The sequence below is a fragment of the Kribbella sp. NPDC003505 genome (assembly GCF_040610875.1).
Taxonomy (GTDB): domain Bacteria; phylum Actinomycetota; class Actinomycetes; order Propionibacteriales; family Kribbellaceae; genus Kribbella.
The window spans coordinates 91,297-115,757 of the sequence record NZ_JBEXNA010000019.1 but is presented as its reverse complement, the minus strand read 5'-3'; the positions used below and the strand labels follow the sequence as shown (position 1 = coordinate 115,757).

General features: G+C 64.9%; 22 protein-coding genes and 2 pseudogenes. 9 read left to right on the top strand and 15 right to left on the bottom strand.

The window, feature by feature from the left end; genetic code table 11:
- Positions 1-110 precede the first annotated feature (110 nt).
- Complete coding sequence (locus ABZX12_RS41285) at positions 111-1,046, top strand: AraC family transcriptional regulator (protein WP_355700930.1); 936 nt, start codon at positions 111-113, stop codon at positions 1,044-1,046.
- Positions 1,047-1,449: 403 nt separating this feature from the next.
- Here ABZX12_RS41285 and ABZX12_RS41280 read toward each other — a convergent pair whose 3' ends face one another.
- Positions 1,450-2,178 (bottom strand): SDR family oxidoreductase, encoded by a 729-nt coding sequence (locus ABZX12_RS41280; RefSeq protein WP_355700929.1) that lies wholly within the window; start codon positions 2,176-2,178, stop codon positions 1,450-1,452.
- Positions 2,179-2,356: 178 nt separating this feature from the next.
- On the opposite strand from ABZX12_RS41280, the gene ABZX12_RS41275 reads away from it, so the two are divergent.
- Complete coding sequence (locus tag ABZX12_RS41275) at positions 2,357-2,653, top strand: hypothetical protein (RefSeq protein ID WP_355700928.1); 297 nt, start codon at positions 2,357-2,359, stop codon at positions 2,651-2,653.
- Between the two features lie 12 nt (positions 2,654-2,665).
- Here the strand turns inward: ABZX12_RS41275 and ABZX12_RS41270 are convergent, their stop codons facing one another.
- Together ABZX12_RS41270 and ABZX12_RS41265 are read right to left on the bottom strand one after the other, a co-directional pair.
- Positions 2,666-3,172, bottom strand: a complete 507-nt coding sequence (locus ABZX12_RS41270; RefSeq protein WP_355700927.1) for a DoxX family protein — start codon at positions 3,170-3,172, stop codon at positions 2,666-2,668.
- A 1,200-nt stretch (positions 3,173-4,372) separates the two neighbouring features.
- Positions 4,373-5,278, bottom strand: coding sequence for an NmrA family NAD(P)-binding protein (locus tag ABZX12_RS41265; protein WP_355700926.1), 906 nt, complete (start codon positions 5,276-5,278; stop codon positions 4,373-4,375).
- Between the two features lie 81 nt (positions 5,279-5,359).
- Between ABZX12_RS41265 and ABZX12_RS41260 the strand changes: the two genes are divergently transcribed.
- Positions 5,360-5,770, top strand: a complete 411-nt coding sequence (locus ABZX12_RS41260) for a helix-turn-helix domain-containing protein (RefSeq protein ID WP_355700925.1) — start codon at positions 5,360-5,362, stop codon at positions 5,768-5,770.
- Between the two features lie 277 nt (positions 5,771-6,047).
- On the opposite strand, the gene ABZX12_RS41255 is transcribed toward ABZX12_RS41260, so the two are convergent.
- From ABZX12_RS41255 to ABZX12_RS41235, 5 genes are all read right to left on the bottom strand, one after another.
- Positions 6,048-6,977 (bottom strand): haloalkane dehalogenase, encoded by a 930-nt coding sequence (locus ABZX12_RS41255; protein WP_355700971.1) that lies wholly within the window; start codon positions 6,975-6,977, stop codon positions 6,048-6,050.
- Entirely contained in the window at positions 6,977-7,840 is an 864-nt protein-coding gene (locus tag ABZX12_RS41250) for an NAD(P)H-binding protein (RefSeq protein ID WP_355700924.1), read from the bottom strand. Before ABZX12_RS41250 ends, ABZX12_RS41255 begins: the two co-directional genes overlap by 1 nt.
- A gap of 142 nt (positions 7,841-7,982) precedes the next feature.
- The gene (locus ABZX12_RS41245; RefSeq protein WP_355700923.1) at positions 7,983-9,647 is read right to left on the bottom strand and encodes a hypothetical protein; all 1,665 of its coding nucleotides are present in this window, start codon (positions 9,645-9,647) and stop codon (positions 7,983-7,985) included.
- 102 nt (positions 9,648-9,749) lie between these two features.
- Positions 9,750-10,688 carry a haloalkane dehalogenase gene (locus ABZX12_RS41240; RefSeq protein ID WP_355700922.1) on the bottom strand — a complete coding sequence of 313 codons (939 nt, stop codon included), beginning with the start codon at positions 10,686-10,688 and terminating at the stop codon, positions 9,750-9,752.
- Positions 10,685-10,831 (bottom strand): hypothetical protein, encoded by a 147-nt coding sequence (locus ABZX12_RS41235; protein WP_355700921.1) that lies wholly within the window; start codon positions 10,829-10,831, stop codon positions 10,685-10,687. Before ABZX12_RS41235 ends, ABZX12_RS41240 begins: the two co-directional genes overlap by 4 nt.
- Positions 10,832-11,221: 390 nt before the next feature.
- Between ABZX12_RS41235 and ABZX12_RS41230 the strand changes: the two genes are divergently transcribed.
- Entirely contained in the window at positions 11,222-12,379 is a 1,158-nt protein-coding gene (locus ABZX12_RS41230) for a S1 family peptidase (protein ID WP_355700920.1), read from the top strand.
- 136 nt (positions 12,380-12,515) lie between these two features.
- Positions 12,516-13,025: a hypothetical protein gene (locus ABZX12_RS41225; protein WP_355700919.1), complete on the top strand. Its 510-nt coding sequence runs from the start codon at positions 12,516-12,518 to the stop codon at positions 13,023-13,025.
- Positions 13,026-13,549: 524 nt separating this feature from the next.
- Here the strand turns inward: ABZX12_RS41225 and ABZX12_RS41220 are convergent.
- Positions 13,550-13,978, bottom strand: a complete 429-nt coding sequence (locus tag ABZX12_RS41220) for a helix-turn-helix domain-containing protein (RefSeq protein WP_355700918.1) — start codon at positions 13,976-13,978, stop codon at positions 13,550-13,552.
- A 9-nt stretch (positions 13,979-13,987) separates the two neighbouring features.
- Complete coding sequence (locus ABZX12_RS41215; RefSeq protein WP_355700917.1) at positions 13,988-14,794, bottom strand: MBL fold metallo-hydrolase; 807 nt, start codon at positions 14,792-14,794, stop codon at positions 13,988-13,990.
- Between the two features lie 846 nt (positions 14,795-15,640).
- On the opposite strand from ABZX12_RS41215, the gene ABZX12_RS41210 reads away from it, so the two are divergent.
- Both ABZX12_RS41210 and ABZX12_RS41205 read left to right on the top strand, forming a co-directional pair.
- The gene (locus ABZX12_RS41210; protein WP_355700916.1) at positions 15,641-16,054 is read left to right on the top strand and encodes a hypothetical protein; all 414 of its coding nucleotides are present in this window, start codon (positions 15,641-15,643) and stop codon (positions 16,052-16,054) included.
- A gap of 181 nt (positions 16,055-16,235) precedes the next feature.
- On the top strand, positions 16,236-17,180 hold the full coding sequence (locus tag ABZX12_RS41205; protein WP_355700915.1) for a sigma-70 family RNA polymerase sigma factor: 945 nt from the start codon (positions 16,236-16,238) through the stop codon (positions 17,178-17,180).
- Positions 17,181-17,535: 355 nt separating this feature from the next.
- Here ABZX12_RS41205 and ABZX12_RS41200 read toward each other — a convergent pair whose 3' ends face one another.
- The 5 genes and pseudogenes from ABZX12_RS41200 to ABZX12_RS41180 all read right to left on the bottom strand — a co-directional run.
- A complete protein-coding gene (locus tag ABZX12_RS41200) occupies positions 17,536-18,264 on the bottom strand; it encodes a hypothetical protein (RefSeq protein ID WP_355700914.1) in 729 nt (242 codons plus the stop codon).
- A gap of 314 nt (positions 18,265-18,578) precedes the next feature.
- Positions 18,579-19,488: pseudogene (locus tag ABZX12_RS41195) on the bottom strand (IS5 family transposase).
- 696 nt (positions 19,489-20,184) lie between these two features.
- Entirely contained in the window at positions 20,185-20,307 is a 123-nt protein-coding gene (locus tag ABZX12_RS41190) for a hypothetical protein (RefSeq protein WP_355700913.1), read from the bottom strand.
- An 863-nt stretch (positions 20,308-21,170) separates the two neighbouring features.
- Positions 21,171-21,644 (bottom strand): transposase, encoded by a 474-nt coding sequence (locus ABZX12_RS41185; protein ID WP_355700912.1) that lies wholly within the window; start codon positions 21,642-21,644, stop codon positions 21,171-21,173.
- 302 nt (positions 21,645-21,946) lie between these two features.
- Positions 21,947-22,829: pseudogene (locus ABZX12_RS41180) on the bottom strand (IS256 family transposase); the annotation flags it as partial.
- 270 nt (positions 22,830-23,099) lie between these two features.
- Between ABZX12_RS41180 and ABZX12_RS41175 the strand changes: the two are divergent.
- Together ABZX12_RS41175 and ABZX12_RS41170 are read left to right on the top strand one after the other, a co-directional pair.
- Complete coding sequence (locus ABZX12_RS41175) at positions 23,100-23,879, top strand: metalloregulator ArsR/SmtB family transcription factor (protein WP_355700911.1); 780 nt, start codon at positions 23,100-23,102, stop codon at positions 23,877-23,879.
- Positions 23,880-24,094: 215 nt separating this feature from the next.
- The gene (locus ABZX12_RS41170; RefSeq protein WP_355700910.1) at positions 24,095-24,385 is read left to right on the top strand and encodes a hypothetical protein; all 291 of its coding nucleotides are present in this window, start codon (positions 24,095-24,097) and stop codon (positions 24,383-24,385) included.
- Positions 24,386-24,461: the final 76 nt, after the last annotated feature.

Here is a 24,461-nt window from a genome sequence, read left to right as displayed (position 1 = left end):
GGCCACTCTGAAGTCGACCGTACGGCGGTCGACCTGGACGAGGAATGTCGGAAAATCCGCCTCTCATGTTCGATCGTCCGGTTGTCCCGGCAGCACGGATAATGATCGACATGGACGTTCTCGCCGATGTGCTGCACGCGATGCGCAGCGGTCTGCCGCGCGCGGCGCGCACCGACGTACGAGCGCCGTGGGGTCTCCGATTTCCGGAGATCAACGGGGCGTCGTTCCACATTGTCGTGCGCGGCTCGTGTTGGCTCCTGCCGATCGGACATCAGCCGGAGCCGCGGCAACTGTTTCCAGGCGATCTGGTGCTTGTACGCAACGGTAGTGTCCATGCGTTGGCCGACGATCCTGCGTCCAGGCTGACCGACTTCGAACCGCTGCTCGACAATCCGCGATCGCCGATCGCGCGTGTGATCCTCGACGGTCCGGGTGCGGAGTCGTTGTTGTTGTGCGGCGGTTATGAGTTCGGGCGCGGGCGTCCGCACCCTCTGCTGACCGAGCTGCCAGAGGTTCTCTGTCTCCCCGAGCGCAGTGGCAAGCATCACGGGCTCAAGGCAACGATTGAGCTCCTCGGAGCCGAACTGGAGGACCCACGTCCCGGCGGCGGAGGCATCGTGCCGGCGTTGGTTGACGCGTTGTTGCTCTACATCCTGCGCGCCTGGCTCGACGATCAGCCGACCGAAACGCACAGCTGGGCGAACGCATTTCGCGATCCCGCCGTCAGTGCGGCCTTGGCGTCGATGCACGCTGATCCCGGTCGGCGGTGGACGCTCCAGGACCTGTCCGCGACGGCAAACCTCGGCCGCTCCGCCTTCGCACAACGATTCGCCTCACTGGTCGGCGTACCACCGCTCACGTACCTCACCTGGTGGCGAATGACGCTGGCCGAACGGAGATTACGCGACTCGAATGTTCCGCTCAGCATCATCGGTCGAGAGCTCGGCTACACCTCGGAATTCGCCTTCGCGAAGGCATTCAAACGCGACTTCACCCTCCCACCGGGCCGCTACCGCCAGACTCTGACAGGCACCGGCCGGGACTGACGTCATCTCTCAGCCGCTCTCACGGGTCGGTCGAGGTGGTGGAGGGCCGGGCCCGCACAGGCCCAAGCCGACGAGAGGAATGTCGGAGAGCAACACCTCACGTTCGGGAGATGTCACGGTTGCGCCGGCACCTGGTGTTCCAGGAGATCGAGCCGACTCAGGCTCACGCTCAATGGGTTGAGTTACATGAAGCAACACTGGACCGGCGGGCCGCGATCCTCGCCGCGGCGAGTACGACGAGCGGCGAGGTGTGTGGCTGTCGAACCGAGACGTCGGAGGCATGCGCGACCGCCATCGCGATGACAACGCCGGTGCGGGTGAGATCGAACGATAGTTCCGAAACTCTGACGCAATAACGCAGTGAGACGCGTTGTTGCCTCGCATGCTCAGGGAGCGCGAGTCTTCACAGGCTGGTGCCGCCGTCGACGATGAAGCTCTGTCCGGTGATCCATCCGGCTTGGTCGGAGGCCAGGAAACCAACCATGTTGGCGATGTCGTCGGGCCGACCCACCCGACCGAGCGGTATCAGCTCGGCCAACCTGCGAATTTCGACCGGTGAGTCTCGCCAGGCGTCGGTCTCGGTCTGCCCAGGTAGGACACTGTTGGCGGTGATCCGACGGGATGCGATCTCGCGCGCGAAAGTGCGCACCAACTGCTCCCCGGCAGCCTTGCTGGCCGAGTACAACCCGGTGGTCGGTTTGCCTGCCCGCGTCACCAGCGTAGAGATGTAGATGAATCGGCCATCGGTCCGGAGTCGCGTGGATGCCTCGCGCAGCATGACGAGTGTGGCCTTGGTGTTGGCGGCGAAGCTGCGCTCGTACTCGTCGTCGGTCGCCTCGGCGATCGGCTTGTTGTACATCGCATACGCGTTGTGGACGACGACGTCGACACCACCGAAGGTGTTCTCGGCGACATCGAAGAGCGTGCGGATTCCTGCCACATCTGCGATGTCCGCCTGATGGGTGACGGCGGCACCACCAGATTCGACGATCAACTTCGCAACCTGCCCAGCTGCCTCCGCATCGCTGCGGTAGTTGACCACCACGCTCAGGCCGTCAGCAGCCAATCGCAACACTGTGGCACGGCCGATACCACGCCCGCCGCCGGTGACGATCGCGACTCTCTCCCGCATACCATCTCCCAATTAGTTGGTACATCAAATGAACGAGCTTATGAAACGCGTGCCCACTGATCGGACATGCTGCTGATCTTCGACCGCGTCATCGACGGCCTTGTTCACCCGTCAGCCACCCACCAGGCAATGCCTGCTCTTGAACCGGGACGAAGGCGGACGCCGAAGGTTCAACATCATGATCCACAAGCCATTGCGGATCCGCTCACGGCGCTTGCCCACGAGAGCTAACTACGAAGATGACGACTGTGACACCGATTTTCGCCACGTCGATGGTTCCGCCGTCTGCCTCGATGACGCCGACGAGCGCGAGGCGGGCATTGCCAACCCGACTCCGCCGCGCACCAGTTCGGTCACCTTCCTGGTCTCCTCTCGCGCCTGTGACCTCAGCCCGCCGAGCAGTGCCGAGGAACCGAGATGTGGAGCAGCAGGGAGTCTGCAGCGGACGGTTTCCATCGGGATCTCCGCAGTCTGATCGACGTTCGACCTAGTTGGCGGCGGGTGCAAGCCCGCGACGATCGTCGAGCTTCTTGGGAGTCGTGGCCCGCGTGAGGAACACGAGGTTGGTGATCGTCGCCGGCACCAACACGAGCAGCATGGGCACGAGAACGCCCTTCGGGATCGACGGTCCCGTCGACAGCTCGTCCCAGCGCGCCGCGGCAATCGACCCTGCGAGTGACGCCCACAAGACGGTTTCCAGCGTCGCCAGCCATTCGCGGTTGCGGAGGTGGAATCCGCTGGCCATCAGTGAAATGACGCCGATTCCCAGAGCTGCCAGCGGTGTGGTCCACTCGAGCTCATTGATGAGGAGTGGCACGATGAGAGCAGTCGCCGCCGCGATCTCGGAGAAGCCGATCAAGACGGTGAGGCCTCTCGGGATTTGGTCAAAGCCGACCCAGCGGTCGATGCCCTTGCCGGCGACCTTCGGCACGCCGGCGGCGAGAAAGAAGAGGGCAAGGAAGCCCCCGGCGATCCAGACGGTGATATCGAGCATTGCGATGTCTCCTTGATTTGGGATGAGATATCGATACGAGACCGCGGTCAGTCCCGGTCGGCCACCCGCGTCGAGCTGAATGCCCACGCGGTATGCAAGCCTCTTCATCGGACCTGCACCGGGTGGAGCAGTCTCCAGGCGAAGTTCGAGCGAGTCGTGTCGGTTGCGAATCTGTCGTGCGACACACGCGGCCCATTCGCGCGCCTTCCGTTTCTTCGCTACTGCGGCAGCAGTGCGCACGAAAGTTGATGGACCTGCGCCGGCGCAGTCCATCATGGAAGTCGTGGGCTCTCCATGTCCTCCTCCCGACACGCGATGTCCGACCCATCCCAAGAGCCAATGGCCGCTGATGGTGTGACATCGGCAGGATGTGAGACCCATCTCAAGAGGTAGTCATCCTGACCACTCGGCCACATCTACCCGGATAGTCTACACTTCATATATTATGGATTCCGTATTACCTGTCACAGATCGTGCACTGGGAAGTTGCGATACTGTCAACGCCGATGACTCGAACCGAGTCGGCTCAGACCGGGTCCGACGGCGGTGTCACGGACTTGCTCGCCTGAGCATTCCTGCCGCATCCTGCGGCGGTGATGCCAGTGGCAAGAATCCCGGTCGCGAATCCTCCGACTGGACAATAGGTCCCCTCGGTGACCCAGTCCCCGCGATCGCTCCACCCATGAGTACTCGGCGCAGCACCGAAGCCGAGGACGACGTCCCGAAGTGCCGCGATCAGAGCGGCGCTGCGGGATCCGCGTGTTCAACTGGCACTGCTGAACCATCAGGTTGAGTACCGTCTCGCCCTCAAGGACGGCGAGCTCGACTGCTTGGATGTTCTCGCCATGGACGGAGTCTTGTCGCGGAATGCGCTGGCCCAGCGAGCACGCATCCGGCCACCATGAGAGGAATCCTCAATCGGCTCGAGCGCGGAGGTTGGGTCGTGCGGCACCGCGGCCTGACGGACAGGCACAGCGTGACCAGCCGCATTGTCAAGGAGCGAACTGCGGCGGGTCCCGTCTCTGCCGTGATGAACACCCGCGGCCGACAAGATCCGCGGCGGCTACAGCGATGAAGAGCTCGACCTGATCGCCGACTTCCTCCGACGGTGCGTCGCCGCCGCGAGATCCCCACCGAAAACTGGCGGCAGACTGATTCCACTACAGGTGGAAACCCAGCAGAACGCTATTCGCGCGGCCTCTACTTCGTGGCGATGCTCTGTGACTGGTACCCGCCTGCCTTTACTACCTCAACGACCGCTTCACGGACAGGTCGGGGCTCACTGGTCAGCAGGGTGGTCAGATCAGTTGACGTGGCTTCGAGGAGCCCAGCGCCAACGTTGGAGAACAGCGAGATCGTGTGTGCCAACTGATATGGCTCCAGTCCACTGCCCGCCAGATCCTGGCGAGCCTGCGCCAGGGACACGGCTCGATACTCGATCGGCCGGTCCAGTGCGCTGCTGATCATGTCGGCGATGTCGTCGCCGCCGATGGCGGTGATGCCCTCGAGTTCGTACGCCTGGCCCGCGTGCCGGCTGCGCCGCCCTGCGGCGAGGTCATTGTCGATGTCCGCGGCCACTCGCGTTGCGACGTCCGCGAGATCCTCCCTGGCTACGACCGAGACCTTTCCGGTGCCCAATGCTGCCGCGAAGACACCCGTACTCGCGGCTGACACGGCGCCGGCAGCCGCTAGCCCGGCTGGGACCTCGGCGTACAAGCCATTGCGCAGAACGGTGACGTCGAACGGCGCGGCGGCCAGGCGTGCCTCTGTCCATCGATGCGCGAGGGCTATCGACATCAAATCCCCCGAGCTGGCCAGGCTGGTGTAGACCACGTGACGTACTCCTGCCGCAGCCGCCGCATCGGCTGCCGCTCCATGGCGGGCGAGCACCACGTCGTCCTCGGCATAGCCGGCTGACACGAACACCAGTACATCAGCGCCCGCGAACCCGTCGACCAAGGTTGCGGGATCGTCGAAGTCGATCCGTCTCCTGCCGGTCCCGTCACCGCGGCGGGTTCCGCCCACGACCTCGAGGTCGCCGCGGGCGGACAGGCCGTCAAAGATCAAGCTCCCGAGTGCCCCGGAGATGCCGGTCACGAGAATCATTTCGCAGCTCCTAGCGTTACATCGATTGAAGACGTGTCCGAGCATCCCTGAACTCGGACTTATCCATAAGGAGGCACTTTCATGTCGGTCACGAACACCGCGGTAACTTCCGAGGTCGGCGGTACCTCAGCACATGGCCCCTGTGGCACAGACGACTGCGGGATCCGCGACATTCTCGACCGGCTGGGTGACCGCTGGACCGTGCTGGTGCTCGTCGAGCTGTCGAAAGGTGCACGGAGGTTCAGCGCTTTGCAGCGCGCGATTCCAGGGATCTCGCAACGAATGCTGACGCTCACCACCAAACGTCTCAGCCGAGACGGCCTGGTCGAGCGGATCGCCTACGCGACCATCCCCCCGCAGGTCGACTATCGACTCACCGCCATAGGCCGGAGCCTCGCCCAGACCGTCTTCGACCTCGCCGACTGGTCTCGCGACCACAAAGACGCCATCGCCGACGCGCGCACGCAATGGGACGCGGCGAACGTCAGGTGATCTGACGGCACGCCGACGACCCGACCGCCTGTCGTCCGAGTCCGCAGCGAGACGACAGGCGGTCTTCGGCGCCCGTACCTGATCTGCTCGTGCAAGCGTCTGCCAGCGAGCCCCTGGGCCACGCCTCTGGCCGGCTCTTCTCGCCGAGCTCGTAGCTCGGAGGGCGGCCCGGCGGGACGCCAAGGACGACCACCACGAGCCGGAGAGTGCTCACAGGGCACGACGCCAGGTGCTGACAGGCTGATGACCACACTTCAGCCGTGCCAGCGGTCGTCCGCTATCCCCGTGCGGTGTCTCGGATGAACCCCTCGATCACCTCAGCGACCTCGGCGCTGCGGTCCTCCTGCACGAAGTGCCCGGCTTGTTCGATGATCACCTCTCGTGCGCCCGGAACACCGTCGCGCAACGCCGCCCGTCCATCGCCAACGCCCCAATCGTGCTCCGCATGCGCATACAGGAGTGGGACAGCCAGCGTCCGGAGCGCCGACCAGGCACGGCGATTCGGTTCCGACGCCTCGTCGTACGGTGTGAGCGGGACGAGTAACGGGAACTGTCGCGCACCTTGCAGGTAGCTCTCGTCGGGGAATGGAGCGTCGTACGCCGCCTTGACTGCCGGGTCGAGCTTGGTGACGGCACCGCGCTCGACGACGGCACCGGCGCTGAACGGATTGGCGCGCTGACTGAGTTGCAACCAGACCGACAAGGTACTCCCAAGATCTTGGTCCCCCGTGGGAAGTGAAGTGCTCGTCGCAACGACGCGGCTGAACCGATCCGGATGATCGGCGAGCAGCCGCAGGCCCAGCAGTCCACCCCAGTCATGGCAAACCATCGTGACATCATGCAGATCGAGCTGGTCGAAGACCGTCTCGCTCAGCCATTCGACGTGGGCCTGGTAGGTGTAGTCGAAGCGATTCCTCGGCTTGTCGGACTTTCCGAAACCGACCAGATCGGGCGCCACACAGCGGTGGCCCGCCGCTACGAGTGGCGGGATCACGTGCCGATACAGGTAGCTCCACGTCGGCTCGCCGTGCAACAGCAGCACCGTCTCGCCAGATGCGTCCTCGCCCGGCCACTCGTCGACATAGTGAACCCGAAGCTTGGTCCCCTCACCGTCACCGGCGTCGATCGCCAGGTAGTGCGGCTCGAACGGATAGTCGGGCAGGCCAACGAAGCGGGCGTCCGGAGTACGCCGACTCTCTATCGTCATCACGCCTCCCGGCTGAACGCATCGGCGTGGTCGACGACCCAGTCCGCAAACGTCAGGGATCGGCGTCCGAGAATCTGGGCCACTTCGTCAGTCACATCGGCTGGGCGTCCCACTCCGCGCTCGTAGCGTTCCATCAAGGCGATCACGAACGGCTCCGGCAGACCGTGCGCAATGAGCCCCTGGGCAGCCACTTGAGGTCGGACCTCCTCGAAACGAAGCTGTCGTCCAGTAACCTCGGCAATGACAGCGACCATCTGCTCGTGCGTCAACGACTGCGGACCGGTCGCCTGAACCTTGCGCCCGTCGAGGTCGTCATCCAGAAGACCGCGGGCTATCACAGCGGCCAGGTCGGCTTCGTGGAGGAGCGACTCGGCGAAGTTCCCGTAGGGGCCACGCACGACGTCGCCCGCCCGGATCTGAGCGGCGAACATGCCGACAACATTTGTCGCGAAGGAGCTGGCCCGCACAGCCACCCACGGCAGCCCGCTGCCGATGACGGCCTCCTCGACCTCCTTGTTGCGGTCGCCGTTCAACCGCGACGGCTGGTACACCGGATCGTCGTCCACGTTCATCGCCGACAACACGACCACCCGCTGTATCCCGTGCTCCGCCGCCAGCGCCATCAGCTTGCCTGCGCTCTCGCCCACCGCACGGGGGTGTACGAACAGCGCGCTCGCTCCCTGCAGTGCTGGTGCGAGCGTCTCCGGCCGGGACAAATCCGCCGCGACCTCGTCCACACCCTGCACTCCCGCGAACGCTCCCACCGACCGCGCGACGGCTCGAACAGAAACTCCCTGATCCTTCAGCGCCCGCACGATCGGGCGTCCGACGACCCCGGTCGCCCCAGTGACAACAACACTCAAATGCGCTCCCTCACACGGCAAGCACGTACCAAATCGGCGTGCCTGCGATTCGTAAACTACGGAATCCATACTATTTGATGTTCGAATCACTTCGGAAGTCGACAGCAGACAAGCTCCTGAAGGTCTCCCGCAGAACGGCCCCTCAGTAGCCGCCCGCGTCGACGAGTTGACCGTCGACGGAAAGAATTCGGATCCTGCCCTTGGGTGGGATAACGAAGGCGACCTGGTACTGGACGTCTTGCGTCAGCGCCTCCGTGAATCGAATCTTGTTGCTAAAGGCGAGCACTTCGCCCGTCGCCCACCAGGCCGAGCTTCCGCGCTTGATCTGCTCCACGTAGCGGTTGGTGAGTGTGACGAAAACGAGGGCTTCTCCGGATCCTGTGACGAACATCAGTGGATCCCGGGCGATCCGGAACGTGTCGGACACGGCGGAGATGTACGGCCGATTGGTGTCCTGGAGCTTCTCTTTGGCGTGTTCCGCCAGGAATCGAGTCGTGTCGACCGAAGCACTGAAGGCAGCCGCCTTCGCCGACTTGGGCCCGTCACCAAAGTACTGAGCCAAGGCTTCCGACGCGCTCTTCGGTGGCACCGCCAGCCTGTTCCAGTCGGCCTTCGTGGGACTTCGAAGTCCGTCCAACGAAGGCAGTGGCGTACCGGCCGATGGATACGCTGAGTACGTCATGAGCCAAGGACTTCCAGCATCCCGCCGCTGCCACACCCCGAGGTGACGGACGGTTTTGTCCGTGGAGACACCCGACGTGGCGACGAATCGCATCGGATAAGCATCGAACTGCGGTGCACCGATCTTGAGGACGACATAGACGAATGGCTCGGCCTTGACTCGATCGACCGGGTCGAGCGCGCGATCGACGGCGAATCCGGCCAACGTCGAGTCCAGCACCGAGTCCGCCTCGATCGTCTCCGACAGTTTCCCGTCGCGTGCTCGGTTCGCCTGGTTGTTGACCTCGTTGTAGTGCTTGATGACCGCCACGCCAGCCTCCGGTGTCACCGCTTGTCGGCTCATCGACCGACCAGTGTTCACCTCGGGAACGGCGACACACCCGGCCATCACCAACAGCGCCGCGGCCGCCGAGGCGATCGCCGACACGCGCCGCACAGCCGAACCTCGTACTTCGCTGCCGGGCGCCGGGCCGGACCTGGCCCGGTCCGGCCCGAGCTGTGCCGGACGGCGCGGTCGACCGCGGCCCAGCAGGATCAGCGCGAGCCCGGACACGACCAACGCGAGACCACCACCAAGCACGAACAACGCCGTCTCAAACGCTCCGTCCAACTCGACACCCAGATTCACTGATGCGTCGACCTCGGCTTTGCCATCCGCGTTCATCACCACGACGCCGTACCGGCCGTCCGTCATCGGCCAAGTGATCGACCTGCTGCCGGCACCGCTCGACTTGACGACCCACCAGTCGAGACTGTCGGGCGCAGACAGCGGGGTCGATGCTCCTTGGACGCTGTCGGTTTCGAGCCGTACCGGCAGCGACAGACCAACCACCCTCCCGTGGAGGGAGCCGGTCAGGTAACTCGTGACATCCAAGTCACTTCCGACACCGACGAAGACCGGCCGCCGGTCCGCCGCTGAGGCCGTGACGTGGAGCGTCGGGCCGTGTCGGTCGAGTACGTGCGGCACGGTCACGACTGCGAGCCCTTTGCTGGACAGCTGCTGCTCGCCGGTCTCGACAGTATCGTCAGGGCCGACCAGCCAGAACCCTGCGACTGCACCGGCAACTGTGACCAGCAAGCCCACCAGCACGAACAGCAGACCGAGGACGATCCTGACGGCACGCATCGCATTAGCTCCCATGACAACGGTACGGGCCGAAGTAGTTCCGGCCGGAGACGACAGATAATACGAGTCTCATATTATATGAGTTCCACAGACCGCTCTGCGCTATCTCGTTGTGCGGATGAAGTCGAGGATCGGCTGCGTGAACTCGGCCGGCTTGTCCTCCATCAGGAAGTGATGGGCGCCGCTGATCGTGACGTGTGGCTGACCTGTCGCCCCGGGGATTCGCAGGCTCAGGTGGGTGTAGTTTCCACGCGTGACGTGGTCCTGGTCGCTGAAGACGCACAGGAACGGCGTCTGCAGTGTCTCCAGTTTCTCCCACGCCTTGCCGATCATCGGGTTGGCCTCGTCGTCGGCCGTGATCGGGATCAGCAGGGGCCAGCGGCGTACGGCGTGCAGGTACCGGTCACCGGGGTACGGCGCGTTGTACGCCGCGCGCACGCGAGAGCTCAGCTCACTGACCGTGAAGTCCTCCACGACCACACCCGGCTCGAACTGCTCGATTCGCTGCGTGAACTGCATGAACTTCGCAAGGTAACCCCAGCCTGGCCCGAGATCCGGACCGCCCTCGCGCGGACCCGACGTGTTGGAAGCGACCACCCGGCGGAATCGCTCCGGATGTTCCGCGAGCAGCAACATGCCGACGAGCCCGCCCCAGTCATGGCAGACCATCGTGAGGTTGTCGAGCTTCAGCCGCTCGAAGACAGCCTTGCGGAGCCAGTCGACGTGGTTGCGGTAGGTGTACATGAAACGGTTCGTGAGCTTGTCGGACTTGCCCATGCCGACGAGGTCAACCGCGACGCAGCGGTGACCCGCCGCGACCAGCGGAGGAATCACGTGCCGGTACAGGTAGCTCCACGTGGGATTGCCGTGGAGCAGCAGGATTGTCTCCCCCGACGCCTTCGCCGGGTCGGTGGGGCGCTCGTCGATGTAGTGCACGCGTACCGGCGTTCCCTCGTCGTCGCCGGAGTCGATGGTGACGTAGTGCGGCGTGAACGGGTAGTCGGACAGGCCGGCGAAGCGCGCATCAGGGGTACGAATCACGCGCCCTTCGGCGTCTGGCGTCGAGCCGCTTCGTACGTCAGCGGTCGCCGGCCGACCGGCAACCGCGCCGACCACAGCGGCTCCGGAAAGCGCTGCCGCTCCGGCGAGGAGTGCGCGGCGCCGAGTCCCAACACGCTTTCCATCGGGAATCTGCCGGCTGTCTGATGCCCCTGCGCCATCCACTGGTTCTTCTTTCATCATCACTGTCCTTGCCTTTGGATTCGGCCGACCTCGCAGGGATTTCAGTGCTGCGGGCGGCCCGGACAGACCCTGAGAGCCTTGCGGCGCTGGCGACGTGACGTCGATCAGCCCAGATGTGAGCCAGATCTCGATCGGGTCCTCCCCGGCCCGCGGCGACCCGCGTTGTCGCAGTTCGACTGTTCTGGGAGGGGAGCGATGCCGGACGTGCGATAGATCACGCCCCGCCATGTCACACCCAAGTCTGTCTCCGCCTCTCAATCTCCGGCATGGCGCAGGCACCTCGCCAGAGGCGAGGGAAGCCTGAGCATTGGATTCGAGTCAAGGAGCTTCTTGTGACCGCAAATCACATGAGAGCGGCGTTGTGGTTCTCATCCGGCGTTCGTCGCGCGTGTGGACGGATGCTTGCGGCAGTCGCGATCGTCGGCATGTCGGCCGGTCCTCTGCTCGTCCCGTCTGCCGGGCACGCGTCTTCCGCAGCGCCCGTCGACACGTCCGACGTACATGTCACCGGCGGGATCAGCGGAAAGAACGCGCGTTCGCTAGCAGAGTCTCTCGGCGAAACGCGCACGGGTGGTATCTACCTCGACGCCAAGGGCTTCATCGTCGTCGCCGTCACGGACCAGGCCGCAGCACAAGCCGTCCGCGCAGCCGGAGGTGTGGCCAAGTCAGTCCGATACAGCACGGCGACGCTGAAGTCGATCCACAAGGAACTCGACAAGCTCGCCGGAGTCCGTGGCACCTCGTGGGGAGTAGATCCGTCTACCAACCAGGTTTCCGTGGAGTTGGACAGCACGGTCAACGCTGCCGACACAGCCAAGATCAACGCTGTCGCCGCCAAGTTCGGCGACGCGGTTCGCGTCGATCGTATCCATGGCAAGATCGGCGCAAAGACCTACAGCACCGGCGGAGAAATGATGTCCGTTGCGATCGCCGGACACCAGGAGCCCCGGTGCTCACTCGGATTCAACGTGACGAACTCGAGCGGCGACAGGTACATCATCACAGCCGGGCATTGCACCAACAACTTCACCACGTGGTACCAGGGGTGGAGCGGCGAACTCCTCGGCAACACCATCCGATCCAGCTACCCGGGCAACGACTACGGCATCATCAAGTACAACCACAGTTCTGTTGTCGCCTACGGAACCGTGCATCACAACACGCAGCAGATCTACGTTTCCCGCTTGCCGTTTGACGGCGAGTCGGTGAGCCGTGCGGGTGGGGTCAGCAACGACATGATCGGACAGGTTCTACTCGTCGATACCACAGTCACGTGGGATTCCGGCGAGACTGTTTACCACACCATCAAGACCACCAACTGCGCCCTGAATGGCGATAGCGGCGGGCCCCTGTACAACGGCACCACTGCACTTGGTGAGCTTTCTGGTGGAACGAACGTCAGCGCTTGCAGCGACAATGTTTCCGACGAGCGCACGTGGTATCAACCACTCCAGCCGGTCCTCGACACCTACAACCTGGCTGTCTACTGACCACAGTGCCCAACGCGATCCACAGGTCGTCCGTCCTGTGTCCGCATACTGCGCGAACAAGACCAGGGCGCGGCAGGCGTTTCCGGTGGTCATACGTCAAGAGCATGGCCACAACCGACCACTGAGGACGACTATCTTGTCTGAGACAACGAACGAGCGTTCCGCTGCTGCGTATCGTGATACGTCGAGTGACGTGTGGTTCCACACGGCAGTCGAGGCGGCGGCGTCCGCGACGCAGCTGCGCGTCTACGAGGCCACTGGCGAGCAGGTGTCATGGTCCGACGCGGCGATGAATGCCTGTGCGGGGCGTTCGGGTCCGCTCGGGGATCTGGTCAACGGGTTCACCGAGCGGCTGGCCGAGGAGTACATGCGCCCCGAGGACGTCGGGCATTGGATCGACAACCACGAGTCGCTGCCCAACGTGCGCGCGTACCTGGCCCGGCCCGATGCCGGCATGTCGCTCGAGCGAGCGGCGACCTCGATCGTCGAGGCCGCCGATCGTGGGGGGTCAGGTCTCTACCAATTGGCCCGATCCGGCCAAGATCGACAACGTGCGGCACGCGATGAGCCAGCGACTGCTCGACAGCCGTTTCGGCCAGCCGCCGAGGTCCGGCGACAGGACCTACGGCGTGCGGCTCGGGCGTGAGACCGCAGACGCCGCAATCCGAGAGATGAACCGGATCCTCGAACAGGACAGGCTCGCTCGAAGCGTCCAGCACGCGCTGGGAGCCCAAACGGCACCACGCGCGACCGCAGGAATCGCCCGCACCGACGCGGCCGCTCGACCGGCAACACGCACTACCGCGGCAAAGACTACCGATCCCGGCCCACGCGGCATCTGAGCAAAGCACCTACCCTCAGCCGACGTAACCCAGGTCGAAGCCGCCGCCACACGCAACCATCCCCGGGAAGGCGGGTCACCGGCGGCTCCGACCAGAACCCGCAAGTCGATGACAACCCCACGACCCATCGGGCCGGGCCTCGCCAACAGAACTCCTGCCGCGGACGCCGGTCGAGGCTACCGGGCATCATGGGACCATCTGCCGGCCCGGCGTAGCGCTGCGACGGCGCGGCCAGGTTGGGTCACCTCGGACGTCGAGGTCGCCGCTACCTTCAAGCCTGAATTCGGCCGTAGACACGCCGGCTATCGGCACGACCACAGGACGTGACTCAGCTGCCGCCGTCGTACCTTTCACGAGCGTCATTGACCTCGTTGATGTGGGTCTCGGCCCAGTCGCGGATAGCTGCGAGGGGGCGCGCCAACGTATGTCCGAGCGGGGTGAGCTCGTACTCGACCTTCGGGGGCATGCTGTCGTGAACGGTGCGCTCCACAATGCCGTCGCGTTCAAGGCTGCGCAACGTCTGGGTGAGCATCTTCTCGCTGACTCCTTCGATGGCGGCGCGCAGTTCGCTGTAGCGCTTGCGACCGGTGGACAGGCATCCGACGATCAATGCGGTCCACTTGTCGGCGATGCGGTCCAGAGCCTGCCGCGAGGGGCAAGGAGCGCTGTACACATCGGCCGGACGGCCATCGGGTAGACATGCCAACACCCGGCCGGGAGTTCCCGGCCGAGGTCGGCGCGTTCGGGGCGTGCGCATAACTTGACGCTATCCGAAAACCGAGCCGCTGGACCAAACGCGGCGGGCGATGGCGGGCAGGACCCGGCCGAAGACATTGCCGGCGAAGTGGCCACCGGCCAAGACCGTGCGCTCGTCTTCGAGTTTCCTGAGCAGTTGCTCGCGCGTGACGACCCCCTGGTCGGGATCGACATCGAACGCGAAGGTCCACGAACTCTCGGTGACCTGCACCTGACAGTGCATCACGTCGCCGAGGATGATCACCCGGCTGGGGTCCGAACCGCTCGGGTCGGTCACCTGGAGGCTGCTGTGCCCAGGGGTGTGACCGGGGGTTGCCAGGATCCGAACACCCGGTGCGACCTCGGCGCCGTCGTCGATGTGGTCGATCACAGTGGCAAGAGGTGCCTGAACGGCTACCGGATCCGGGCCCACCAGCTCGGCGGTCCCCGCCCAATGCGCCCACTCGGCCTTGCTCACCAAGTGGCGGGCCCGGGCGAACGTCAGACCGGAGACGCGCTGTGCCTCGCGTGCGTTGGGAGCCGGCGCGACGTTGGTGGTCCAGCCAACGTGATCGTGATGCAGGTGCGTGTAGATGACTGTGTCGACATCCACGGGACTCAAGCCTTCCGCGGCGAGGGCCCTCAGCAGATCGCCACCGTGGAAGTCGGCCACGCCGGGGATGGAGAAGTCCACCGTGCCGAGGCCGAGGTCGACCAGGATCACGCGTTCCGGTGTGCGGACCAAGAACGAGCCGATGCTCACCGGGAACCAGCCCCGCTCATCGAGCAACGCCGCGTGGGTAGCCCATCCATCAGGTTGGCTGGCCGGGAAAAACACGCCCGGATTGAGCCAGGCGTATCCGTCGGACAGGTAGGTGACAGTGGTGGCGCCGACGCTGATCTGCGTCCGGACCGCAGGGCGAGACATGGTTACGGGTTCCTTTCGTTTGGATGGATTACGTCCCCGCCGGGGACGTCACGCGCCGGCATCGTTGCCGCCAGCAAATGCACAACGGTCAGTGCGGCGGCGACGGCGCAGGGGAGACGGAGACCGACCCACCAATCGTGGCGCAGCAGTGTCGTCGCCGGGGCGCCGACAGTCCACATCGTTGGACGCGGACGATGGAGCTCGGCTGCCACGCAGTACCAAGAGAGCATGATGGATGGCACCGCGTACGCTCCTGCGGATCCGGCCAGAAGGGCCCGCCGGCCAACCGTGCCGGCACCGGCCTGTCCAGCCGCCTGAGCGACGACGACGGCCGGCAGGAAGCCGGACCTGATGAGCCCGCCGGCTCGCGGCTGCCGGTTCGGCGGCAGGGTGCCTTGCAACGAATCTGATGACGGCTGCGGCGGCGACGCGGATCCTGTCAGCCCCGTGATGCCGGATGCGACGCCGAACAATGCGGGGCTTCCGGCGGCCGGGAACGTCTGTGCGACGTCCTGGGTCAGCGGGGCCGCCGGGTAGGCTGAGAGATCACAGCCATGCCACTCAATCCCAGCACCAACTCCTGGTGGATCCAGGACGGCGTGGCCTGCGACGAATTCATGCACTCACTATCGGAGAGTCACTCTCCACAGGGAAGTACGCACTTGCAAGTGCGTACTCCTCGTCTGGTTGCGCGGATTCAGCAGCCTGCCGAAGCAGGGAGAGGCATTGAGAGCTCTCTACACCGGTCCGATCTGGATGGCTGAGCGGGACGAGGTGAACGCCACGATGCTCGTCTCGGACAATGCACGCCTGCTCAAACCCATCTTGCTTGGACCGGACTGCCTCGACCTCAACGCACCGCTGCGGCCGGTAGGCGCGACCGGAGATCCCCGTCCCGTGAGTGCCGGAGCCGTCTACCAGCTCGACCCGTCCGAGGCCGGCTTCGCGGAGTTCTTCACTGCCCGGGTGCTGCCCGTTCCCACCGGCAGCGGAGCTGCCCCGCGGCGAGCTTCCGGACACTCGTTGCTACGAGCAACTTTTCTCCTTGCGCCGCTGCGCGTCGAGACGGTTCTCACGTGGCTCGCGCCATTTCCGGATGACGCGGCGTACGACGAACACCTGTCGGTTGCTTGCGGCATCGCCCGCGTGGCGGGACGACGTACGTGCTGAATTGGGGTGCCGCTCGGTTGCTCCCGCGCAGGAGCTCCGGCTCCGGCCGACCGCGCGCTCGCAGTTCCGCTGGGCGAGCCGTGACTGCGATTTGTCTCACAGTTGTGGTCTGGATGTCACACACAGCGGACCGTGGAGCTCTAAGGGTGCGGTCGAAGCAACAGGTAGGAGGGATCTCAGGATGCCGGATCAGAAGTCTGACGGCGAGGACAAGTCGGACGCGAGCTCGCCGACGGCCGCTTTCGTCGAGCATCGGGAGCTGCTGTTCTCCATCGTCTACAGCATCCTGGGAACGGTCTCGGACACCGAGGACGTGTTGCAGGAGACCTGGCTCGCTTGGGACACACGCAATCAATCGGTCACCGGTGCGGAGATTAGCCACCCCCGTGCCTACCTGGTCAGGATCGCGGTCAACACTGCTCTGGCCCGCCAGGCAGCCGTTCGCAGTCGGCGAGAGACGTACGTCGCCCCCTGGCTGCCGGAACCCCTCGTCGATGAGACGACGAGGGACTCAGGCGTGCACACAGACGGCGCCGTCGAGACCACTCTGCGCGCGGAGTCGGTGTCAATGGCGCTGCTGGTGGTGCTGGAATCGTTGACACCGCTCGAGCGCGCCGTATTCGTCCTCCACGAGGTGTTTGGCTACGGCCACGCCGAAACGGCCGAGATCCTCGGCCGCAGTCACGTCTCGGTACGGCAGTTGGCACATCGCGCTCGCGAGCACGTCGAGGCCCGCCGGCCGAGGTACGCCGTAGAACCGCGGCTGAGGCAGCAGGTCACCGAGCGGTTCCTCGCCGCAGCCGCCGGTGGTGACGTCCAGGCGCTGTTGGAACTGCTGGCACCCGACGTGATCCTGGTGGCCGACGGCGGCGGCAAGGCGCCCGCCGCAGGTCAGTATCCGATCCTTGGGCAAAGCAAGGTCGCACGAGCCCTCGCCGCCGGGGTCGGCCGCTTCCCCGGTGGACTCGACATCCGGCACCGGGAGGTGAACGGCGTGCCGTCGGCGGTGTTCTTCCGCGGCGATGCGCCCTTCGCAGCCCTGTCGCTCGACCTGTCCCCGGACAGCGGGCAGATCAGTGGAATCTTCCTAGTCTCGAACCCTGACAAGTTGGCCCATGTCAGGTGAAACTCGGAGTGCGACGAGGCATCAGCGAGGTCCCGGTGTCCATGAGCCCGCCGGACAACTGACCAGTGCTGACCATGACCACCGCAGCGCCCGCGCCGGCACCTTGAGTTCCCGGGTCTTGATGCACCTCCGTCAGGCGAGCAAGAGTCCGCACAGGGTGACCAGTCGTACTGCGTGCCGAACTCCCTCGCGGCCAGATCACAGCCGTTCCTGCGGCTGGTCACCCGCGCCCAGTCACCGCAACGGCCTGGTCGGTTGACTGTCGACGCCGACGCGCAGGCCGCGCCTGCGCCCCCGAGCAGCCCGTTGAACAAGTCGCACAGATCCCTGGCTCCCGATCGAGGGCTTCCGCAGGCTACCTGGTGGCACCTACAGCTTGTGCGGTTTCGCATTGTTGCTGGGTCTTTCCCGAGACGTCAACGCAGGCCACGATGACGAACTTGCGGTAGCCGACGCCGAAGGCCTCATAGTCAGGCCCTGTCACGTTGCCCTTCTTGAGCGGAGCAGGCATTGCCTTGGCGACGAGGAGGTGCGCGTCCCATGCCTGCGTGCTGCCGTAGATGGCTACCTGGTTGGCCTGGTCCTGGAAAGCTCTGCGCGCCTCGTTGTACTGCGCCAACGCGACAAAGTTCGTGCTGTATGGCTTTCCCTTGTTGGCCTTGACCGTTTGCCCGGTGCTATAGGTTCGGTCCCGGTACGCCACGGCGGCGTTGAGGTAGGCCGCGTAGACCTTGGACTGCCGATCGCGGATTGCAGACGCCCGATTCTCATCGATCTGGCTGCGTGTGCCACTAAGCGCAGCATCGGCCTGCTCGCGACTGCTATCTCGCGCCGCGTCAGCCTGCTCGAAGCTGCTCCTGAGCGTTACCAGAGCGGTAATTCCGACGCCAATCAGTCCTAGAAACCCGGTGATGACAGCGACCAGTACTGCAACGCGCCACTTCCCCCACCTCCCATCGTCTGACTCAGAGACGATCTTCGATGGCACCGGTACCCGTGCCGTCTGCATTGGTGCTACCGGCGGCGTCGACCGACGATTCCCCCGTGCCTGGCCCTTCTGAACGCTAGGGGTCTTGTTGCTCATTCGTCTCCCAGATCGCCGGCGTACTGACTTCCTCTCGCACATAGATCGGTGGCAGCGGGTGTTGTGTTACCAATGCCTCGAGGGATGCCCTCCAAGGTCGCGCCATCACAACTTCCCGGTCACAACACGACTCAGCCAGCCACAGGGCTGGGCTTGGCTCCCCCAGCTCGCGCATCGGCCCCACGTCCTCTTCGCCCGCATCCGGGAGCGGCAGCGGGTACGAGGCCTTCGCGCCTACGTGAAGGCTGCCGCGGTCGCCACGCTGTCGGCGACCAGCGCAGGTTAGGGGCGAGTGGATGACTAGAGCGTGTCTGTTAATTGTTGATGCTGTGATGGGTGATGATCGTGGCGAGGAGGACGCCGCCGAGGTAGGTGAGGGCGTACTTGTCGTAGCGGGTGGCGATACCGCGCCAGTGTTTGAGGCGGTTGAAGCCGCGCTCGACGGTGTTGCGATGCCGGTAGATGGCGGCGTCGAAGGCGGGCGGTCTGCCGCCGGCTGAACCCTTCGACTTGCGGTGGTCGATCTGGTCGGATCGTTCGGGGATAGTGTGCGGGATCCTCAACGCTCGCAGGTGTTTGCGGGTCGAAGGGTGAGAGTAGGCCTTGTCGGCCAGTAACCGGAAGCGGGCATTGACGCCGGTCGTGCGGTGTGCGGCCAGCAGCGGCGCGAGTACCGGATTGTCGCCTGCCTGGCCCCGTGTCAGTACTACGGTCAGTGGCCTGCAGAACTGGTCGGTCAGCGCATGGATCTTGGTCGTCCACCCGCCACAAGAACGCCCCAGGGCATGGTCAGCCGGCTCGCCCGGCAGGTTCCTGGGCAGATTCTTGTGATTCGATCCTGCCCCCTGTGTTTGTTGCTGTGTGCTCGTGGAAGCGGGCGCCGGCCGCGTGCTGGTGAGCGCGGATGCTGGTCGAGTCCACCGAGATCAACTCCACCAGCCGGTCAGCGTCTACGCCGGCGGGTACGGCGACCCGCACCGCGGCGAACATCTCCTGGTAGGTGCCATCGATCGACCAGCGGCGGTGCCGCTCCCAGACCGACTGCCAGGCACCGAACTCGGCCGGCAGATCACGCCACGGAGCACCGGTCCGGAACCGCCACGCGATCGCCTCCAGCGTCAACCGGTGATCGTTCCACGGCCGGCCTCGCCGCCCCGCGCCCGACGGCAGCACCGGCTCGATCACCGCCCACAACTCATCAGAAATCACACCCGAACGAGGCACCAATCGATCATCAACCACTCACCCCCGCCGGCACTCCTGGTGCAGCTACCAATCCCCGAACACCTACGAGACCAGCTACACCGCTACCCTCTCGGCAGCGGCATAAATCCACCACCGTGTCCAAGAACCGGGGGTAAGGCCCAGCAGACACGCCCGAGCCGCGGGGCGGCCTCGCCGTAAGCGCGCCCTGAGCCACGGTCCTCACCTCGTGTTCATGGCTCAAGCGAAATCGGCCCAGATGAGGTGGGACGTCGGGCATGCCGAAAATTCAGTCAACCGGCTGGACGTTGGCCGATTCGTCGGTTCTGCGGCCGCATGCGCCAGCCACGTGCTGAGCGCCTCCCTGAATCCCGTGGCCAGGCACCTGCGATCGTGAACAGTGAGTCTGATTGGCGGCCCCCGCTCGCTTCGCGATCGAACTGCTGACGCTTGACGCCTTCACCCAGGTGCGGGTTGTCTCATCCTCCTCTCGCCGCGAAGCGGGCTCTGGTCGAACTACAGCGCGAAGTCACACCCGACATGATGTTCATCTGGGCGCCAGATCTGAAGTTGCGACTGAAGGTCGACGACTGGTCGTCGGGAAACTTCCTGGCGATCCCACTTGACCTGCCTGATATCAACGTCCAGCGCCCTGGCGCAGGTACTCACTGCAGTTCCTTCTCGACAGATGTCGCCACCGCCCCTTGGAAGCCCTGATCAGATGTGGATCGCGCCCAGGATCAGCGCGGGCATGGCGAGTCTGCAGCAGGCGAGAGCAGCGGTGATCAGACGGTACTTGACGACCACGATCTGACTGACCGCCTCGAGGGCGAGCAGCATCCCGGCCTGTGGATGCTGCTCCGTCCACCGCAGCGCTTCCGGCAGCCGCCCGGACGCGGCCGCCGTCGTGATGTCGCGAAGTACGACAGCACCTCCCGCTGTCGCCCGCGACGTCCGCGTCGGGGAGCCAGCGCCGCGAGGGGCGTTGCATCGCGAATGGCCGCGGTGCGCGAAGACGACTTGAGGAGTGTGTTCTCCGGAGGGACGGTGAGTCTGAGAACTTCCGTCCAAGCCTCACCGGCCACGCACCGGTAAGCCCCCAGGCCTGAGCCCTAGGCAACGACCTTGCCGGGAGCCAGCGGACGGGAGGGAGCCGCGAAGAAGGCGGCTCCCCCACGCTGGTCCGACCGAGTTCTACGAGGCTCGACTCAGCGGCCGAAATCCCTGCGGGGCCCCATCTGCCTTCCGCAGACTTGGGTTCGCGATCACGGTCATTTCGAATAGCGTTCCAGTCCGCCACTTGCTGCTTCTCGAGATCAGTCGACGTCCTGTTCACCCCCGCAGCCTCAGCAGCCTTCTTCGCCTCAGCAGCCTTCTTCGCCTCAGCAGCCTTCTTCGGATCTTCTCTATTAGTTGCCAATTCTTTCCTCCGTCCAGAGAACCCTCTTCAATTTCTACATTCGAGATTTGGCCTGCGCGTTGCTGGTCATGTCGCGGTGTATGCCATCCCGGGACATCGTCGGTTCACCGCCGCACTGGACGCCGACGCCCATGCACGCCCACAGACCCGACAATGCGTGACCCTAGGCATCTGACCGCGCTGCGGCATCTACAACATCGCCGGTGTCCGCCCAGCGAGCGCCCAGCGGATCAACCGGCAGGCCCGTCCACGCGGTGTCACACACCAGATCACTGGTCAGGGACTACAGCTCGAGTACTGAGATCCTGAGTCCCGAGCTTGTGGGTGTGACCGGCGCTGAACGCCTGGTGCTCTGATCGAGGTCGGTCTCGAGGTTGTCGATGTCGATCGTCAACTGACGGATTCGCTCGACGAGATCGGCGGCGATCTGCGCGATGACGCCGTCGTGACCGGTGGGCCTGTCGGCGGCGCCGCGGAGGTGCTTGAACGCGGTCAGGCAGCGGGAACTGGGATCCCACTCCGGGTCGATCTCGTGCAGGTGCCAGCGAAGCCGGTTGATGTGCCGTGTCCGCGCGGCAATCAGGTCTTCACGGTGATCGACCAGCAGGCGCAGCTCACGCGAGGCTGGATCCCGGTGGGCCGTCGGCAAGCTGGGCTCGCGAAGCGCTGCCCGCGCCACCGCGGGCGCTTCGATCGGGTGGGACTTTCCATAGCTTCGGCCAGCGTCTCGGGCGTGGGCCATCAACTTGGGCGGCACCCGGACCAGCCGTTCCCCCGGCCGCGAGCATGTCTCGCTTCAGATGCCGCGACAGATGCCGGCAGTCTTCGACCGCCCAGGTCCGGTCGGAGCCGAATTGATCAGCCCAACGGATCAGCTCCAGATGCTCGGCGGTGGTCGTGGCCTCGGTGGTCTTGGTGCCAAGCTGCCTTCCGAGACCGTCGACGGCTACCACTGTATGACTGCGTTTGTGCGCATCGGTGTCCAGCATGATCATGGTCCTGTCGCCCTTTGGCTAGCGGGAACGGTGACGAGACCGGCCGGTGGCAAACCTCAGATCGTGCCGTGAGGAGTTCGGTCGGCGCTACCTCCTCGGCTGGTTGCGTTGTCGTGTCGAGCAGGGCCATGGAGCCTTCGGATAGGTAGCGACGTTCGGAGACCTGCCATTCGTCGTGGGTCTCGACCAGCATCGAGCCGGCCAGCCGCAGGAGCGCGGCCGGGGTTGGGGAACACCCCGACGACGTCGGGCGTTTGATCTCCTTGTTCACGCGTGTCACCGGGTTGGTCGACCTAATCTACTTCCAGTGGCCGATCGGAAAGTCGGCGAACGCGGTGACGTCGTCGGCCGCGTCGCGCAGCATGGCTTCGACCTTGGGCAGTTGCCGGCCCAGCATGGTCGCGATCATGTCTAGCTGTTCGCGGACGTGCGGGGGGTCGGGCTGGGCGAAGATGGTGCGGATCGCGGCGGCCATCATCTCGGCGTGGCCCTTCGGGACCTGGGCCAGCACGTTGCGCAGGAAGTGGACCCGGCAGCGTTGCCAGGCCGCGCCGAGCAGGACGGCCTGGATCGCGGCCTTGAGGCCGGCGTTGGGCGTCGGAGATGACCAGCTGGACCCCATGCAGGCCGCGGGTCTTCAGGCTGCGTAGGACGCGGTCCAGAACGCGCCGTCCTCGGAGTCCCCGACATCGAACCCGAGCACCTCACGGCCCGTCAGCCGCGACCCCGGTGGCCACCACGACCGCCTGGGAGACGACGCGGTGATCGACGCGGGCCTTGCAGTACGTCGCGTCCAGGAACACGTACCGGAACGGCTGCTCGGCAAGCGACCGGTTCCGGAACGCCGCCACCTCCACGTCGAGCTCGGCACAGATCCTGGACACCTCCGACTTCGAGATCCCCGAATCCGCAGCCAACGCTTTGACCAGGTCGTCGACCTTGCGGCTCCGCTTGGCAGTAGGACGCCGGCATGTCCCCGAGCCACGAGTCCTCCGAGCACGACCCGCCGTAGCCTCGCCGCGCGGATCGACGTGAGCGGCAGCCGTACGCAGTACCGGTGAAACGGGCTGCGCTCGCCGACGATACGGCGACGAGCTGATGGTGCTCCGGGCGGTCCGCTTGGAGCGCTGAGAGCGAGACTGACCTACTCTGCGCAGGCCGCCGCCTTGACATGCAGGTATATACCTGCATTACCCTGAAACGTGCAGTCTTCGGACATGGACAGGGTCTTCAAGGCGTTGGCCGACCCCACTCGCCGACGCCTGTTGGACAGACTCCGTGAGCGGAACGGTCAGACACTTGGAGAGCTGTGTGACGGCATCGGCATGAAGCGTCAGTCCGCAACGCAGCATCTCGCCCTTCTTGAGGCCGGCAACTTGATCAGCACACTGCGGCGGGGACGGGAGAAGCTGCACTTCCTCAACCCCGTTCCGCTGTACGAGATCCAGGAGCGGTGGATAGACAAGTTCGAACGACCACGACTTCGAATGTTGAGTTCCATCAAGCATCAAGCGGAGGAAGACATGAATTACACGCCCTCATTCGTCTACGTGACGTATATCGAGAGCACACCGGAGAGAGTTTGGGAGGTGCTGACGGACGCGGAACTGACGGCGGCGTACTGGGGGCATAGCAACGTGTCGGACTGGAACCCCGGGTCTCGATGGGAGCACCGGCGCACTGACGGCACCGGTATTGCTGACGTTGTTGGCACTGTTCTGGAGAGCGTGCCAGGGAGACGACTGGTCTCGACTTGGCTAGCGCCGGGAGACGAGGAGACGGCTGACTCTTCCCGTGTCACTTTCGATATAGAGCCCCACGGACAGATCGTGCGACTGACTCTGATCCACGAGAACCTTGCTGACGACGCGGAACGTGACGAGGCTGCCGCGGGTTGGACGGCGGTGATCTCTAACCTGAAGTCCTTTATCGAAACCGGGCATGCGCTCCCGGAGGCGCCGTGGGATATGCCCCACTCTACGGCCCCCTCCCACTGATGGGCAGCGCCTCTGGCCGACGGCTTTAGGATTACAGCTCGAGCTTGCCCGATCGCGAAGCGATGCACATTATCGCCTTGACCCGGCGGCCGGCGGCCCGACGCGAGTCAGTTGTTCGAGCGCGGGCCTCTACGTGGATCATTCCGCCGCGTCTGTGCCCCGAACGGCGATCTGCGCATCGTGCACAGTCAGCCGCTGAGAGGGAGACTGCCTCTGTGACCGACGAACAATCAGAGGCGGCCGACGAGGCTCTGATCGACCGCTCTGGGGACGCGCCGCCCGTCTCGGAAAGTTCTGCTCCGCGACGGCTGGCGGCTGGCGGCTGGCGGCTGGCGGCTGGCGGCTGGCGGCTGGCGGCTGGCGGCTGGCGGCTGGCGGCTGGCGGCTGGCGGCTGGCGGCTGAACATACTCACTATCGCCTGGGCTACGACCTGGGCGAGGAGTTCGCACGCGTGACGACGAACCCAACGCCCCTACCCGAACACCATCTGACAAAGCACTATTAGGTCCTTGATAGAGAAGGTATGCCGCGTCGTGGAACGACTGCCGCGCGGCCTCGTCGTGTAACTCGGGCTGTCGGGC

Coding starts and splice junctions, on each gene's coding strand:
- ABZX12_RS41285 (WP_355700930.1), top strand. CDS start 111: ATGGACGTTCTCGCCGATGTGCTGCACGCGATGCGCAGCGGTCTGCCG.
- ABZX12_RS41280 (WP_355700929.1), bottom strand. CDS start 2,178: ATGCGGGAGAGAGTCGCGATCGTCACCGGCGGCGGGCGTGGTATCGGC.
- ABZX12_RS41275 (WP_355700928.1), top strand. CDS start 2,357: ATGATCCACAAGCCATTGCGGATCCGCTCACGGCGCTTGCCCACGAGA.
- ABZX12_RS41270 (WP_355700927.1), bottom strand. CDS start 3,172: ATGCTCGATATCACCGTCTGGATCGCCGGGGGCTTCCTTGCCCTCTTC.
- ABZX12_RS41265 (WP_355700926.1), bottom strand. CDS start 5,278: ATGATTCTCGTGACCGGCATCTCCGGGGCACTCGGGAGCTTGATCTTT.
- ABZX12_RS41260 (WP_355700925.1), top strand. CDS start 5,360: ATGTCGGTCACGAACACCGCGGTAACTTCCGAGGTCGGCGGTACCTCA.
- ABZX12_RS41255 (WP_355700971.1), bottom strand. CDS start 6,977: ATGACGATAGAGAGTCGGCGTACTCCGGACGCCCGCTTCGTTGGCCTG.
- ABZX12_RS41245 (WP_355700923.1), bottom strand. CDS start 9,647: ATGCGTGCCGTCAGGATCGTCCTCGGTCTGCTGTTCGTGCTGGTGGGC.
- ABZX12_RS41235 (WP_355700921.1), bottom strand. CDS start 10,831: ATGGAAAGCGTGTTGGGACTCGGCGCCGCGCACTCCTCGCCGGAGCGG.
- ABZX12_RS41220 (WP_355700918.1), bottom strand. CDS start 13,978: ATGCGCACGCCCCGAACGCGCCGACCTCGGCCGGGAACTCCCGGCCGG.
- ABZX12_RS41210 (WP_355700916.1), top strand. CDS start 15,641: ATGGCTGAGCGGGACGAGGTGAACGCCACGATGCTCGTCTCGGACAAT.
- ABZX12_RS41205 (WP_355700915.1), top strand. CDS start 16,236: ATGCCGGATCAGAAGTCTGACGGCGAGGACAAGTCGGACGCGAGCTCG.
- ABZX12_RS41200 (WP_355700914.1), bottom strand. CDS start 18,264: ATGAGCAACAAGACCCCTAGCGTTCAGAAGGGCCAGGCACGGGGGAAT.
- ABZX12_RS41190 (WP_355700913.1), bottom strand. CDS start 20,307: ATGCTGCTCGCCCTCGAGGCGGTCAGTCAGATCGTGGTCGTCAAGTAC.
- ABZX12_RS41175 (WP_355700911.1), top strand. CDS start 23,100: ATGGACAGGGTCTTCAAGGCGTTGGCCGACCCCACTCGCCGACGCCTG.